The following is a 14,607-nucleotide window of genomic DNA, read 5'->3' as shown; positions in this document are numbered from 1 at the left end:
CGCGGCGTGCGCCGACGGAAGTGGGGCGCGGCCGGCGCCGGGCACGCGCGCGGGTGGCCGTCGCGGGAGCCCTGCTGCTGTGTACCGCGACCGCCCTGCCGGGGCAGGCGGCGCTCGCGGCCGGGACGCCCGGCCCCTACGACTTCGCGCCGGACGCCCGGCCGGTGCGGGGCTCGGCCAGCGCGGCGGAGGCCGCTCCCCTCACGCCCGGAGCGTCGTACAGGAGCTCGCTGGAGCGCGACGGGCAGATCTACTTCAGCCTCGACCTCGACGCCACGTCGGACGTGTACGTCTCCGCCACCGTCGTTCCGCCCCCCGGCAGCGCCGTGGCCGCGAGCGACGGGGTCAAGGTGTCCGTCCAGGACGCGGAGGGCCGTTCCTGCTCCTTCGACACCACGACGTTCGGCGCCGTCCGCAGCGCGCGTCCGATCGCCGCGTGGGGGTCGCGGGAGATCTCCGCCAACCGGCCCCGCTGCAAGGAGGCCGGCACGTACCGCGTGCTCGTCCAGCGGCTCGGCACGGCGCTGTCCGCGTCGGACACCTGGGACCTGGAGCTCTTCGCCGCCTCGGAGCCCGCCCTGAGGCGCGGTGCGGCACCGACCGCGCCCGGCGGCTGGAACTCCGCGCCGGCGGCCCCGGTGACCGGCGAGGCCGTCCCGCGCGCGGGCGGCTCCGGGTTCACCTCGGCGGCGCCGGTCGCGGAGGGCGTGTGGAGCTCCGCGATCACGCCCGGCCGCACGCTGTTCTACAAGGTGCCGCTCGCCTGGGGGGAGCAGTTCTCCGCCACGGCCGAACTGGCCGGGTCCGAGAGCGGTGACGGCTATGTGGCGGGCGCGCTGAGTCTGGCGCTGTACAACCCCGCGCGCGGGTTCGTCGACGACGCGGGCGCGAACTACGACGGCGGGCAGCGGGCCGCCGTGCTCGACCCCGTGCCGCCGGTCGCCTACGGGAACCGGTACGCCGCACCCGACCGGATCAGCGCCGTGCGCTTCGCCGGGGACTACTACGTGGTGGTGCACCTGGCGGCCGGGGTGGCCGGGAAGTACGGCGAGGGCCCGTTCACACTGACCTTGCGCGTGCGCGTGGACGGCACCACGGCGGCGGGGCCCGGCTACGCGGGGGAGTTCGAGCCGCGCGGGGTCTTCGACGCCGGGAGCGGGGACGCCGGCGCCGGAGCGGGCGGCGCGCTCGCGGCGGACGGGGACCGGGGCGGAGGCGGGGACGGTGGCGACACCGCCCTGACCGTCCTCGCGGTGAGCGGCCTCGGGACGGGGACCGTGGTGCTGGGGGGACTCGGGGTGTGGTTCCTGGCCGCGCGGCGCGGGGCCGGGGCGCGGTAGGAGCGTTCCGGGGCGGTCAGGCTCCCGGGGGCTCAGAGGCGGGCCAGCGCCCAGAAGCCCACGGCGTAGCAGACCAGTGCCAGCAGCAGGAGCGGCACGGCGACCTTGGCGGGCGGACCCGGGCGGCGGGCGGCACGGTGACCACCGCGGCGGTGCGGCTGTCCGACCGGTGGCGCCGACGGCGGATCCTGCGGGTTCGGAGCGGTGTACGCGGCGGTGGCCGTGTCGACGGGCCGCAGCGGGAGCGGTGCGGGGGCCGGGCCGGGCGTGGGGGGCGGGGTCGGTGGTTCGGACGGGTGGCGCGGGGGCTGCGGGTGGGGGCGCGGCCGGGAGGGCGACAGGACGTGCGTGCCGTCGTAGGGGGTGGCGGGGAGCGCGTGCTGCCTCTGCCGCGCCTGGTCCGTGTGCGCGTACCCCGGTGCCGCGGGCGGCGACTGCGGCGGGGGCGGGGGCGGGGGCGCTTCGGACCGCGGAGAGGCGTCCGTGGGCTCCGGCGGGGGCAGGAGGAAGCTTCCGGTGTCCGACATGCTCGGCGGGGTGTCGTCGGCGCCCGGCCGGGAGGGTGTGGACGGCGCCCGAGCGGGCCGGGGCGGCGGCTGGGCCGGGAGCGCGCCCGAGGACGGGCCCACCCCCGCCACCCCCTCGCGGGGATCCCGTCCCGTGCCGGGTCCCCAGGGGCGTACGCCGGCGGACCCGGGACCCGGCCCCCAGGCGGGCGCGCCGGGCGACCCGGTGTCGGTGCCCGACGGCACCGGGCCGTTGCGGACCACCCCCACCGAGCCGCCTTCGAACGCGCCGGAGGCGCCGGTGCCGGAGATGACACCGGGCGCCTGCTTGAGGGGGCCGTCCGGTCCGAACCCGTCCGGGAGCGAGCCGAGTTGGTCGAAGATCTCGATCAGTTCGTCGTCGGGGCCGGGTTCCGGCAGCAGTTGCACCGCCGAGGCGAGGGCCTTGCGCGCGCCGGTGGCGGTGCGGAACCGCGCGTCGGGATTCGGCTCCAGCAGCGACGCCACGACCTGCCAGAGCGGCTCGGGGATGCCCTGGGGAGCGCCGGGCGTCCCGTGGGCGGCGAAGTACTGCACGAGCGCCTTGGCGTCCGGCTTGGCGCCTTCGAGGAGGTACAGGGCCACCAGGCCCGTGCCGAACAGGTCCGCGGGGAAGTCCGGCTCCGCGCCCAGGAGTTGCTCGGGCGCGAGATAGCCGGGCGTTCCGACGACGAGGTTGGTCTCGGTCAGGCGCGGTTCGCCGAGCCGCATCGCTATGCCGAAGTCGGACAGGCGCAGCCGGGGGCGGCCGGTGCCGGTGGCCTCCAGCAGCACGTTGGCGGGCTTGATGTCGCGGTGGACGACGTCCTCCGCGTGGACCGCGGCCAGCCCGGCGAGGAGCTGGTCGAGGAGGGTGCAGACGAACCGGGGCGGCAACGGGCCGTAGTCCCCGACGAGATGGACCAGCGAGCCGCCGCCCACCAGGTCCATGGTGAACAGGACCTTGTCGTCGTCGGCGGCCCAGCTGGCGGGCGCCAGCACATGGGGGTGGTCGATCCGCAGGGCCTGCTCGCGGACGAACCGCAGCAGCGAGTGCGCGTCGCTCTGCTGGAGCACCTTGGCCGCCACGTACCGGCGGCGGCGGTGGTCCCAGGCACGCCAGACCGCGCCGACGCCTCCGCGCCCGATCGGATCGGCCAGTTCGTACCGGCCTGCGAAGACCTCACCCATGGCCGTGCTTCGCTCCTCCCCCTGCGGTCATCCCCCTTGCTTCCCCCGCCCAGGGCGCTGCGACTCCCTTTCGCGGACCTGCCTTCGGACCGTTCCCCGATGAGAGGCACGTCCAGTGGAGCTCCCGTGCGCGGTGTTTCCCCGTCCGGCCCGGCCGACGAGCGCGTACGACCCCCTCGTACGCGCCCCTCGCGCCGCCCGCGGCCCGGTGGCCGAACCCCCTCCGGCGACCGGGCCTCCGGGTCAGTTCTGGTGGGACTGGTAGTGCGCGACCGCGTCCGAGGTGCGGCCCGCGCCGTACACCCGGAGGAACTCTGCCAGTTCCGGGTGGCTCGGGGCGAGGCTGTCGGCCGCCTCGATGATGTCCCCCGCGGCCGCCACCGAGCGCAGCAGCGACTGGATCTCGCGGACCACCCGCTTGACCGTGGGCGCCCCCGAACTGCTGGTCGTCTGCGTGGTGTTGCTGAGCACCGAGCCCCCTTGCGACTTCTTGATCTCCTCCATGCGCTCGGTGGCCTCGGCGGCGCTCACGCTGCCGTCGGCGACCTGTCCGGCCAGGTCCTGCAGCAGTTGCACCCGCTGGACCACGGCCGGATTGCCGATCTTCGCCCGCTGGCCGCTCATCAGCTGCGACAGCATCGGTGCGGACAGTCCCAGAACCCCCGCGAGACGAGCCTGGTTGAGACCAAGATCGTCGATGAGCTTACGGAAGAGCGTCCCCAGCGGCTCCCCGTACCAGTTCCGCTGCAGATCCCGCGCTCTTGCGGTGGCTTCCTGCTGTGCGGCGTCCATTGCGTCTCCCCATCGCTTCCCCAGAACCGTGGTTCGCTGTAGCGAACCACGCCGAGCATCTTACGGAGAGTGGTCGTTCCTAGGGACCCCCCATCTTTTTGCGAGATACGGGGGGCGACCCGGTACTCTGGTCAGCGGCGCCCGCCGGTACGTGGCCGTACCGGACGGACGTTTCCCTTCCGGGGCCTTAGCTCAGTTGGTAGAGCGCTGTCTTTGCATGGCAGATGTCAGGGGTTCGACTCCCCTAGGCTCCACACCTCGGACCGGTCAGACGCCTCAGTGGCTGCTGGCCGGTCTCTGCGTTCCCGGCTCCGGAGTGCGGACGCACCCCTGCGTGACGTGTGTCACGTGACGGAGGGGTACGCCGTTGCACATGTTTGCGCAAACGTGAGCAGTGGTCATCTCCGCCGGGCTCGCAGACGCGGGTGCGACGCCGTCCCGGCCGGTTCGCGCCGGCGGGCGACACCGGCGTGAGCTGGCGTGAAGCCGGTCGGGTAATCAGAGAAACGCGCTCCGTCAAGGGCGTACGGATGCGATCCGCGGCGGCCGTCCGTTGCAAACGTCATCGGGAGCGGTGCCGTGAACGAGGGGTGCGCCCGGGGCATGACGGATGTTCCACGTGAAACACCGCCGCGGGGCAGGAGAACTCAAGTCTCCTGCCCCGCGGCGGTGTTGACCGGACCGGACCGGCCGTCACCGGATCCGTGCCCTCATTCCCTCGGCGTCCTCGCGGCGGCGACGCCCTCGTGTCATCGGCCCTCGTCGTTGCGGGCCGCCTCCTCCTCGGCTTCCTTGGCCTCGACCTCCGGGTCGAGAACGGCCTGACCGGTGCCGTCGACCGACGTCAGCCGGCCCGACTCGGGGACCTCGGTCGCGGCGGGCGGCTCGACCAGCCAGTCCGGGTTGGCCTGCTTGTCCCACCACTTCCAGGCGGCGACGGCACCGCCCACCAGAAGCCCGATGATCGCCAGCTTCTTCGCGGCGCGCCCCGCCTTGGCGCGCCGCTGGTGCTTGCGGACCATCTTCTCGATGTCCTTGGCCGAGACCTGACCGCGCAGGGCCGCCAGTGCGGCGGCACCGCGCGCGGTGGCCTCGTCGCGGACGGGGCCGGCCGCGGCCACGGCCTGCTCGATCCTCGGGCGTGAGTAGTCGGCGGCCTGGCGGGCCGCCTTGCGGGTGCGGTCGGCCGCGTCGTGCGCGGCCTGGTCAACCTTCGGCGGTACATGCGTGCGGGCCTGCTCCAGACGCGGTGCCACATGTGCGCCGTACTGGGTTCGGGCCTGGGCGCGGGCCTGCTCGGTGGCCTGCGTCACCATCGGCGCGAGCCGTACGCGTGCCTCGTGCGCGTAGTGCGCGGCCCTGTCCTTGGCGGTGTCGGCGTAGGGCGCCACCACTTCCGCGGCGTGCAGCACGCTGTCCTTCGCCGAGCCGGTCGCGGCGCGCACGCTGTCGATGCGGGTCACGGGTTCCTCCTCCTCGGTGGCGTACGGTAATTCGACTTTCCACCCTTTTACGGATCATGCCTGTCAGAACACTGAGCGGCATGCAGGGGCTGGCATTTGGGTGCCGGAACTGCTTGATCGAGAGCAATAGCGGATCAATAGGGGCAACAGTCGCTTGTCGTCGACAATGCCACGGTTCGCCGCCGCGCGCGCCCGTCCCGGGAGTACTCGGCGCGTTTTCCGCGAGGGATCGCAGAGGTCGTCCCGCGGCGAACGGGAGCCGGGGCACGGGAGCCGCGGTCCGTGCGAGGATCGGGGCGTCACGGAAAGACAACGGAAGGCAGATCGTGGCCGAGCAGCTCTACGCCACCCTGAAGACCAACCACGGCGACATCGAGGTCCGGCTTCTCCCCCACCACGCGCCGATCACGGTCAGGAACTTCGTGGAACTCGCCCAGGGCGAGCGGGAGTGGACCAACCCCGTCACCGGCGAGAAGTCCACGGCCAGGCTCTACGACGGCACGGTCTTCCACCGGGTCATCAGCGGCTTCATGATCCAGGGCGGTGACCCGCTGGGCAACGGCACCGGCGGCCCCGGTTACCAGTTCGAGGACGAGTTCCACCCGGACCTCGCCTTCGACAGGCCGTACCTGCTGGCCATGGCCAACGCCGGGCCGGCCACGAACGGCTCGCAGTTCTTCATCACCGTCGCGCCGACGATGTGGCTGAACCGCAAGCACACCATCTTCGGCGAGGTCGTCGACGCGGCCGGCCAGAAGGTCGTCGACGCCATCGCGACCGCGCCGGCCAACCCGCGCACGGACCGGCCGCTCAACGACGTCGTCATCGAGTCCGTGACCGTGGAGAAGCGCGAGGGCTGAACCCGGCACCTCCCCGGGGGAACCAAACGCCCCGCTCGTCCGTAAGGATGGGCGGGGCGGTGCCCACGGGACGCGCATCGCCGCCGACGACGACCCAGGGGACCTCATGGAGCAGCAGGCCGGCAGCCCGCAGGACGCGCACACCCCGCTGGTCTGCTACCGCCACCCGGACCGTGAGACCGGTATCCGCTGCACCCGGTGCGAGCGGCCGATCTGCCCCGACTGCATGGTCAGCGCCTCGGTGGGCTTCCAGTGCCCGGAGTGCGTCCGCAGTGGTTCCGGCACCGGACACGCCCCTGACGCCTCCCGCCCCCGCACGATCGCCGGGGGGAGCATCGCCGCCGACCCCCGGCTGGTCACCAAGATCCTCGTCGCCGTCAATCTCGCGGTCTTCATCGCGGTGCAGAGCAGCCAGTCGCTGCGCAACGACCTGTATCTCATCGGGTCCTGGCCGCCCGCCCCCTTCCAGCCCACCCAGGGTGTGGCCGAGGGGGAGTGGTGGCGCCTGGTGACCTCGATGTTCACGCACGAGGCCGTCTGGCACTTCGCGTTCAACATGCTGAGCCTGTGGTGGCTCGGCGGCCCCCTGGAGGCGGCCCTCGGACGGGCCCGCTATCTGGCGCTCTACTTCTGCTCGGGCCTCGCCGGCAGCGCCTTCACCTATCTGCTGGCCGATCCGCACACCGCGTCACTCGGCGCCTCGGGCGCGATCTTCGGTCTGTTCGGCGCGACGGCCGTCCTGCTGCGCCGCCTCCAGTACGACATGCGGCCGATCATCGCCCTGCTGGTGATCAACCTGATCTTCACCTTCGCGCCGGGCTTCAACATCTCCTGGCAGGCGCACATCGGCGGTCTCGTCGCCGGCGTCATCATCGGCTACGCGATGGTGCACGCCCCGCGCGAGCGGCGGGCCCTCGTCCAGTACGGCACCTGCGCGCTGGTCCTGGCGGCGGTCGTCGTGATGACCGTCCTGAGGACGATGCAGCTCGCCTGAGCACGGGTTTCACGGGTGGGGACCCGCGTTGTCCACAGCGGGTGGCGGATCCTGTGCAGACTGTGCGGGAACACCTGTGCCCCCTGTCGCCGATCAGTGTTTTCGCAGGTCAGGCAGGGGGGAACAAGTTTTCGAAGGGGGTGGGCGAGTCGGTAGTTCCGTCATACCGGCGTCAACACCCGAGGGGTTATCCACAGATCGTCGTTCTTTTTCAACACTGTGGAAAACAGCTGTGGATAACTCAGCGGACAGCCATGGGCAGAGCTGGGTTCACCGAGTGGTGGCCGTCGCGTCGACCGCCACCACCAGGCTCGTGACGACCGCTACTTCCACTGCGTGGAGACGGCGAATCCGGCGGCGATGAAGCCGAAGCCCACCACGATGTTCCAGTTTCCGAGCGCGTCGATGGGCAGTGAACCGTCGGTCACATAAAAGACGACGATCCATGCCAGGCCGATGAGGAACATGGCCAGCATCACGGGCGCGACCCAGGCGCGGCTGTTCAGCTTGATGACGGTCGTCTGCTTGGACGACGGCGGCGTGTAGTCGGCCTTCTTGCGGATACGTGACTTCGGCACGAGGGTCTCTCCTGTCGATGCGCTGCGTGGCCGCGCAGGGAACTCGGTCGGGCTCGGGGCAGCGTACAAGGGGACTCTGAAAGGCTCCCCCGGGCGTCCGTTAGCGTAGTGCTTCCGCGGCGCCGAAGGAGATAAGGGTACGTTGAGCAATTCTGCCGACTCCCCCGGGACCGAATCCAGTCCTGGCCGCGCCCGGTTTCGTCCCGTGCGGATGCTCACGGCCGCCGTGTTCGCCCTGGCCGGTCTGATCTTCTTCACGAGTTTCGACACGGCCAAGGGCACCGACATCCGCACGGACGCCTCGCTGCTGAAACTGTCGGACCTCATCCAGGAGCGCAGCCACGGCAACGGCCGGCTCGATGACGCCAACGCCGCCCTGCGCGACGACGTGGAGGCGCTCGCCGAGCGCGACGACGGCAGCACCAGGGCCGAGGACGCCAGGCTGGCCGCGCTGGAGGGCGACGCCGGGACGCAGAAGGTGACCGGCGAGGCGATCACGGTCACCCTCAACGACGCCCCGCCCGACGCCACCGCCAAGCTGCCGGGCTACCCCGAGCCGCAGCCCGACTTCCTGGTCATCCACCAGCAGGACCTCCAGGCCGTGGTGAACTCGCTGTGGCAGAGCGGGGCCAAGGGCATCAAGATCATGGACCAGCGGCTGATCTCCACGAGCGCCGTGCGCTGCGTGGGCAACACCCTGATCCTCCAGGGCCGGGTCTACTCACCGCCGTACAAGATCACGGCGGTCGGGGACCCGGCGAAGATGCAGCAGGCGCTCGCCGACTCGGCCGCGCTCCAGAACTACATGGTCTACGTGAACGTCTACGGGCTCGGCTGGAAAGTCACCGAGGACGGGCCGGTGACTCTGCCCGGCTACTCGGGCACAGTGGATCTGCAGTACGCCAAGCCCGTGGAGTGAGCCCCCTCTGGAGCTGCCGGTGCGCCTCGTGGTCAGGACCGTCAGCGAACTGTGCATCACCGCCGGCACGGTGATCGTCCTCTTCGTCGTCTACGTGCTGTTCTGGACAGGTGTGCGGGCCGACACCGACATGGGCGACCAGATCGACCGGTTACAGGACCAGTGGGCCCAGGGAGCGCTGCGTCCCTCCCCCGCGGCCCCCGGTGACGCGCGGAATCCGGGCACGGCCACGAGTCCGCCCACGCCGGCGCCGTACGCCGCGGGTGAGCCGTTCGCCATCATGTACATCCCGCGCCTTGGTTTCACGTGGAACAAGCCGGTGCTCGAAGGGACCGACCTCGACACCCTCAAGAAGGGGCTCGGCCACTACGCGAACACCGCCCAGCTCGGCCAGAGGGGCAACTTCTCCGTCGCCGGGCACCGGCGCACCTACGGCGACCCGTTCAAGGACTTCCCCAGGCTGCGCCCCGGTGACGCGGTGGTCCTGACCGACGGCACGACCTGGTTCACGTACCGGATCGACAAAGGGCCCTACAAAACTGTGCCCACCGACGTTGAGGTGATCGACCCCGTGCCCCGTAAGTCGGGGTATACGCGTGCGGGCCGCTATCTGACGCTGACCACGTGCGAACCGGAATGGGGCCACAGTTACCGCTTGATCGTGTGGGCCCATCTGGACTCCACTCAGCCCGTGGAGGCCGGGAAACCGAAGGCGTTGCGCCGTTAGTCTGGTGGCTGTACGGCGAGACTCTGGTGCCGTGGTGCGACGGAAGGGACGGCATGTACGGCTGGATCTGGCGGCATCTGCCGGGTAATGCGTGGGTGAAGGCGTTCCTCTCGCTCGTGCTGGTCGTGGCCGTGGTCTACGTCCTGTTCACCTATGTCTTCCCGTGGGCCGAACCGCTGCTGCCCTTCAACAATGTGACGGTGGACAACCAGTGAGCGCGCGCATTCTCGTCGTGGACAACTACGACAGCTTCGTCTTCAACCTGGTCCAGTACCTCTACCAGCTGGGCGCCGAGTGCGAGGTCCTGCGCAACGACGAGGTCGCGACGGCACACGCCCAGGACGGCTTCGACGGCGTACTGCTGTCGCCGGGTCCGGGCACGCCCGAGCAGGCCGGGGTGTGCGTCGACATGGTGCGCCACTGCGCCGCGACCGGGGTGCCGGTCTTCGGCGTCTGCCTGGGCATGCAGTCCATGCAGGTGGCGTACGGCGGTGTGGTGGACCGGGCGCCGGAGCTGCTGCACGGCAAGACCTCCCCGGTGGAGCACGGGGGCGAGGGCGTCTTCGCCGGACTGCCCTCGCCGTTCACCGCGACCCGCTACCACTCGCTGGCGGCCGAGCCCGGGACGGTGCCGGCCGACCTCAGGGTCACCGCGCGCACCCACGACGGCATCATCATGGGCCTGCGCCACCGTGAACTGCCGGTCGAGGGCGTGCAGTTCCACCCCGAGTCGGTCCTGACCGAGCACGGGCACCGGATGCTGGCCAACTGGCTCGTGGAGTGCGGCGACGAGGGCGCGGTGGCGAGGTCGACGGGGCTCGCCCCGGTGGTGGGCAGGGCCACGGCGTGACCGCGCTGCGCCCCGAGCGCGAGTCCGGCTCCGGATACGGCGAGTCCCCTGCGGGCTCCCACGGAGAGACCGGCGACCAGAGCGCCCCGTACGGGTACGAGCCGTACGCGGGGAGCGCCGCGCTCGGGGACTGGTACGGCGACGGCCACACCCCCCACGGACAGGCCGCCCAGGCGCAGCCGGCCCAGCCCTACGGCGCCGACGGCTACGGCAGCGAGCGGTACGGCGCCGAGACCTACGGCGGCCAGGGGTACGGCGGCCCCCACGGGAGTCAGGGCCAGGGGAGTCGGGGCCAGGGCGGCCGGGCCCCCGGGGCGCCCGCCGAGCCCGTCCGGCGCCGCCGGGCACCCGCGCCCCGGGAGCCGTACACGGAGCGGTCCATGCAGCCGCCGGACGAGGAGACCGTGGCGCTGCGGATCGCCGGTCCGGGCGCCGCCGGCGGGCCTCTGGCGCCCTCTCCCGGTTCCGCCGCCTCTCCCGCCGCCGGAACCCCCACGGGCGGCCGTGCGGCCCGCAGGAAGGCCGCCAAGGGGCGGCGCGGGCGTCCGGGCGGCTCCCCCCGGGACGGCGCCGGGACGGACCCGGAGAGTTCGGGCGCCCCCCTCTCGCGGATGGAGGCCCGGCGGCAGGCCCGCGCGCGCAGGCCCGGCCCCGCCGTGCTCGCCAGCCGGGCGATCGGCGAGGTCTTCATCACCACCGGCGTGGTGATGCTGCTGTTCGTGAGCTACCAGCTGTGGTGGACGAACTTCGAGGCGGACGCGCAGGCCCAGCGGGCGGCCAGCAGCCTCCAGGACGAGTGGGCCGACGGCAAGCGCAACCCGGGCGTCTTCGAGGCCGGACAGGGCTTCGCGCTCCTGACCATCCCCAAGCTGGACGTCGTCGTGCCGATCGCCGAGGGCATCAGCAAGGAGAAGGTGCTCGACCGGGGCATGGTCGGGCACTACTCGGAGGGCAGGCTGAAGACGGCGATGCCGGACGCGAAGACGGGCAACTTCGCGGTGGCCGGGCACCGCAACACGCACGGCGAACCGTTCCGGTACATCAACCGGCTCACGCCCGGCGACGACATCGTCGTGGAGACGCAGGACACGTACTACGTGTACAAGATGGCGTCGATCCTGCCGGTGACGTCGCCGAGCAACGTGAGCGTGCTGGAGCCGATTCCGAAGGGGTCGGGTTTCACGAAAGCCGGCCGCTACATCACACTCACCACGTGCACACCGGAGTTCACCAGTAAGTACCGGTTGATCGTCTGGGGCAAGATGGTCGAGGAACGGCCGCGCAGCAAGGGCAAGCCGGATGCGCTCGTCAACTAAGGGCAGATGAACGTGGCAGCGACCACTGACGACACCGAGCACGCGGAGCGCGTCGGCGACTCCCCCTCCCCGGGCCGGCCGGCCCGGCGCGGTATGGGCCCGATAGCCACGGTGATCAGCGTCTTCGGTGAACTCCTCATCACCGCGGGCCTGGTGATGGGCCTGTTCGTCGTCTACTCCCTGTGGTGGACCAACGTCGTCGCCGACCGCGCGGCCGGCGAGCAGGCCGACAAGATCCGTGACATCTGGGCCCGGCAGGACGGCGGCTCGGGCCGCGGCGCGGCCTTCGACGCCAAGAACGGCATCGGCTTCCTCCACGTGCCCGCGATGAGCGGCAGCGAGATCCTCGTCGAGAAGGGCACGACGTCGAAGATCCTCAACGACGGCGTGGCCGGCTACTACACCGATCCCGTCAAGGCGACGCTGCCGACCTCGGGCCGGAAGGGCAACTTCTCCCTCGCCGCCCACCGGGACGGCCACGGCGCGAAGTTCCACAACATCCACAAGCTCGCCAAGGGCGACCCGATCGTCTTCGAGACGAAGGACAAGTGGTTCGTCTACAAGGTCTACGCCATCCTTCCCGAGACCTCGAAGTACAACGTCCAGGTCCTCGCCGACATCCCCAAGGAGTCGGGCAGGACCAAGGCCGGCAACTACATCACGCTGACGACCTGCACGCCGATCTACACGAGCCGCTACCGGTACGTGGTGTGGGGCGAGCTGGAGCGGGTGCAGAAGGTCGACGAGAACCGTACGCCGCCCGAGGAACTGCGCTGAGCGGTCCGCCCGGCGGCCGGTGAGCCCGCAGACCGGTGAGCGCACGGCACGAGTGAGCCCCGGTGCCCTGAATCATCAAGGGCACCGGGGCTCACTCGTGTCCGCGCCGGGGGTCCGGCGGTAGGTCAGTGCTCCGTACGGGTGGATGTCCCGGTCAGGCCGCCGAAGAAGCCGCCGCCGTTGTTCCCTCCGTTGTTGCCGCCGTTGTTCCCGCCGAAGCCGACGGTCGTCAGCTTGATCTGGGTGCCCCCGGGGTTGTCGACCTGCTGGCCGGCTCCCGGGTCCTGCTTGGTCACCAGCGCGTTGTCACCCTGGTCGCTGCCGTTCTCGAACTGGATGTTCGTGAAGCCGCCGCCCTGGAGGATCTGCTTGGCCTGGCCGACCGTCTGGCCGACGACGTTGGGCACCTGCGTCTTCTGCTGGGCCTGCTTGCCGACCTGGATGGTCACCGTGGAGTTCCTGTCGGCCTCGCTGCCGGCCTCCGGCGAGGTCGAGATGACCTTGCCGACCTGGTTCGGGTCCTGGGTCTCGACCTCGGTGCAGGTACCGGTCAGGTTGTTGGCCTGCATCTGCGCCTTCGCCTCGTCGCAGGTGCGGCCGGCCACGTCCGGAACGGTGGACTTGGCCTCCTCCTTGGCGACGGTCAGCGTGATCGTGGAGCCCTTCTCCTGCTCGGTCGAGCCCTCGGGGTCCTGGCTGATGACGACGCCCGGGGTCCGGTCGGACTCCTTGGTCTTCTGCTCGACCACGAAGCCCTTGCGCTCCAGCTCGTCCTTCGCCTTGTTGAACTTCAGGCCCGTCACATCGGGCACGGAGACCTTCGGCGCACCCGTCGAGACCACGACGTCGATCGTGGAACCCTTGTCGATCTTGGTCTTGGCCTCGGGGTTCTGGCTGCAGATCCGGTTCTTGGGCTGGTTGTCACATTCCTTCGTGGTGACCTGGCCCAGCTTGAGATCGACGTTGGCGAGCAGTTCCTTGGCGCTGTCCTGGGTCTCGCCGACGAGGCTCGGGGCGGCGACGGAGTTGTTGCTCGCCGATTCGCCGGCGAAGACCCACTTGCCGATGAGGATGGCGCCGACCAGGACCAGCACACCCGCGACGGCCAGCAGGATCGTCGAGGTGTTCGACTTCTTCTGGCGGCGCCGGTCGACCCGGTCGTCGTAGCCGTAGCCGCCGTCGTCCGGGTTCATGGGCGGCAGCATCGACGTGGCGCCCGCGTCCGTGGCGCGCAGGGCCGTCGTCGGCTGGTCGTCCGGATAGCCGCCGTAGCCCACCGAACCCATCGCGGCCGTGGCGGCGACGGGCTGGCCGTCGAGGCACGCCTCGATGTCGGCGCGCATCTCGTCGGCCGACTGGTAGCGGTAGTTCGGGTCCTTGGTGAGGGCCTTCAGCACGATCGCGTCCATCTCGGGCGTGATCTCGGGGTCGAAGACCGACGGGGACTGCGCCTCTTCCCGGACGTGCTGGTACGCGACCGCGACCGGGGAGTCGCCGATGAACGGCGGCCGCACCGTCAGCAGCTCGTACAGCAGGCAGCCGGTGGAGTACAGGTCCGACCGGGCGTCGACCTGCTCGCCCTTGGCCTGCTCCGGGGAGAGGTACTGGGCGGTGCCGATGACGGCCGCGGTCTGGGTCATCGTCATGCCGGAGTCGCCCATGGCGCGGGCGATGCCGAAGTCCATGACCTTGACCTGGCCGTTGCGCGTGAGCATGACGTTCGCCGGCTTGATGTCACGGTGGACGATGCCGCTGCGGTGGGCGTACTCCAGACCCTGGAGGATGCCGATGGTCATCTCCATCGCCCGCTCCGGCAGCAGCTTGCGGCCGCTGTGAAGAAGCTCACGGAGCGTGGAGCCGTCGACGTACTCCATGACGATGTACGGGATCGACACGTTGTCGATGTAGTCCTCGCCCGTGTCGTACACCGCCACGATCGCGGGATGGTTGAGCGAGGCGGCCGACTGGGCCTCCCGGCGGAACCGGGCCTGGAAGGACGGGTCGCGCGCCAGGTCCGCGCGCAGCGTCTTCACCGCCACGGTGCGGCCGAGCCGGGTGTCATGCGCGAGGTATACCTCCGCCATGCCACCACGACCGAGCACCTGGCCCAGTTCGTACCGGCCGCCTAGGCGACGCGGCTCTTCCATAGCTACCTACCAGCCCTCTCCGTCGGTCCCGGCCTCACCCTTGTGGGTGGGCCGGTGTGCCGTCCGGGCATACCGTACCCGGCTCATCTTGTGTGACCTGGCCAAGCCCGTAACCCGATACAGGACCGG

Annotated in this window: 14 protein-coding genes and 1 tRNA gene; 10 read left to right on the top strand and 5 right to left on the bottom strand. The window is 71.0% G+C overall.

Features of this window, described 5'->3' with window-relative positions:
• Window positions 1-1,340, top strand: a 1,340-nt coding sequence (locus SZN_RS17780; RefSeq protein ID WP_341865585.1) for a hypothetical protein, incomplete at its 5' end; no start/stop codon positions are given.
• Between the two features lie 32 nt (window positions 1,341-1,372).
• Here the strand turns inward: SZN_RS17780 and SZN_RS17775 are convergent.
• Together SZN_RS17775 and SZN_RS17770 are read right to left on the bottom strand one after the other, a co-directional pair.
• Window positions 1,373-3,055 (bottom strand): serine/threonine-protein kinase, encoded by a 1,683-nt coding sequence (locus tag SZN_RS17775; RefSeq protein WP_007496921.1) that lies wholly within the window; start codon window positions 3,053-3,055, stop codon window positions 1,373-1,375.
• A 243-nt stretch (window positions 3,056-3,298) separates the two neighbouring features.
• Entirely contained in the window at window positions 3,299-3,847 is a 549-nt protein-coding gene (locus tag SZN_RS17770) for a DNA-binding protein (protein WP_007496919.1), read from the bottom strand.
• A gap of 181 nt (window positions 3,848-4,028) precedes the next feature.
• On the opposite strand from SZN_RS17770, the gene SZN_RS17765 reads away from it, so the two are divergent.
• Window positions 4,029-4,101, top strand: a tRNA-Ala gene (locus SZN_RS17765).
• A gap of 495 nt (window positions 4,102-4,596) precedes the next feature.
• On the opposite strand, the gene SZN_RS17760 is transcribed toward SZN_RS17765, so the two are convergent.
• Window positions 4,597-5,310, bottom strand: coding sequence for a DUF5324 family protein (locus tag SZN_RS17760; protein WP_007496918.1), 714 nt, complete (start codon window positions 5,308-5,310; stop codon window positions 4,597-4,599).
• Between the two features lie 326 nt (window positions 5,311-5,636).
• Between SZN_RS17760 and SZN_RS17755 the strand changes: the two genes are divergently transcribed.
• On the top strand, window positions 5,637-6,170 hold the full coding sequence (locus SZN_RS17755) for a peptidylprolyl isomerase (protein WP_007496915.1): 534 nt from the start codon (window positions 5,637-5,639) through the stop codon (window positions 6,168-6,170).
• Between the two features lie 106 nt (window positions 6,171-6,276).
• Window positions 6,277-7,164 (top strand): rhomboid family intramembrane serine protease, encoded by an 888-nt coding sequence (locus tag SZN_RS17750; protein ID WP_007496913.1) that lies wholly within the window; start codon window positions 6,277-6,279, stop codon window positions 7,162-7,164.
• 323 nt (window positions 7,165-7,487) lie between these two features.
• Here SZN_RS17750 and crgA read toward each other — a convergent pair whose 3' ends face one another.
• The gene (gene crgA / locus SZN_RS17745) at window positions 7,488-7,742 is read right to left on the bottom strand and encodes a cell division protein CrgA (RefSeq protein ID WP_007496912.1); all 255 of its coding nucleotides are present in this window, start codon (window positions 7,740-7,742) and stop codon (window positions 7,488-7,490) included.
• 142 nt (window positions 7,743-7,884) lie between these two features.
• Between crgA and SZN_RS17740 the strand changes: the two genes are divergently transcribed.
• Genes SZN_RS17740 through SZN_RS17715 form a run of 6 tightly spaced genes read left to right on the top strand, consistent with a single transcriptional unit; the run spans window position 7,885 to window position 12,331 of the window.
• Window positions 7,885-8,661, top strand: a complete 777-nt coding sequence (locus SZN_RS17740; RefSeq protein ID WP_078508703.1) for a DUF881 domain-containing protein — start codon at window positions 7,885-7,887, stop codon at window positions 8,659-8,661.
• Window positions 8,662-8,680: 19 nt separating this feature from the next.
• Window positions 8,681-9,388: a class E sortase gene (locus SZN_RS17735; protein ID WP_007496910.1), complete on the top strand. Its 708-nt coding sequence runs from the start codon at window positions 8,681-8,683 to the stop codon at window positions 9,386-9,388.
• Between the two features lie 53 nt (window positions 9,389-9,441).
• Window positions 9,442-9,603: a hypothetical protein gene (locus SZN_RS39790; protein ID WP_007496904.1), complete on the top strand. Its 162-nt coding sequence runs from the start codon at window positions 9,442-9,444 to the stop codon at window positions 9,601-9,603.
• Window positions 9,600-10,238, top strand: a complete 639-nt coding sequence (locus tag SZN_RS17725) for an aminodeoxychorismate/anthranilate synthase component II (RefSeq protein WP_007496898.1) — start codon at window positions 9,600-9,602, stop codon at window positions 10,236-10,238. Before SZN_RS39790 ends, SZN_RS17725 begins: the two co-directional genes overlap by 4 nt.
• On the top strand, window positions 10,235-11,554 hold the full coding sequence (locus SZN_RS17720; protein ID WP_007496891.1) for a class E sortase: 1,320 nt from the start codon (window positions 10,235-10,237) through the stop codon (window positions 11,552-11,554). Before SZN_RS17725 ends, SZN_RS17720 begins: the two co-directional genes overlap by 4 nt.
• 6 nt (window positions 11,555-11,560) lie before the next feature.
• A complete protein-coding gene (locus SZN_RS17715; RefSeq protein WP_007496888.1) occupies window positions 11,561-12,331 on the top strand; it encodes a class E sortase in 771 nt (256 codons plus the stop codon).
• A 125-nt stretch (window positions 12,332-12,456) separates the two neighbouring features.
• On the opposite strand, the gene pknB is transcribed toward SZN_RS17715, so the two are convergent.
• On the bottom strand, window positions 12,457-14,478 hold the full coding sequence (pknB, locus tag SZN_RS17710; protein ID WP_043731388.1) for a Stk1 family PASTA domain-containing Ser/Thr kinase: 2,022 nt from the start codon (window positions 14,476-14,478) through the stop codon (window positions 12,457-12,459).
• Window positions 14,479-14,607: the final 129 nt, after the last annotated feature.

It is taken from the genome of Streptomyces zinciresistens K42, assembly GCF_000225525.1.
In the GTDB taxonomy this organism is placed as follows: domain Bacteria; phylum Actinomycetota; class Actinomycetes; order Streptomycetales; family Streptomycetaceae; genus Streptomyces; species Streptomyces zinciresistens.
This window is presented reverse-complemented; position numbering and strand designations above follow the sequence as displayed.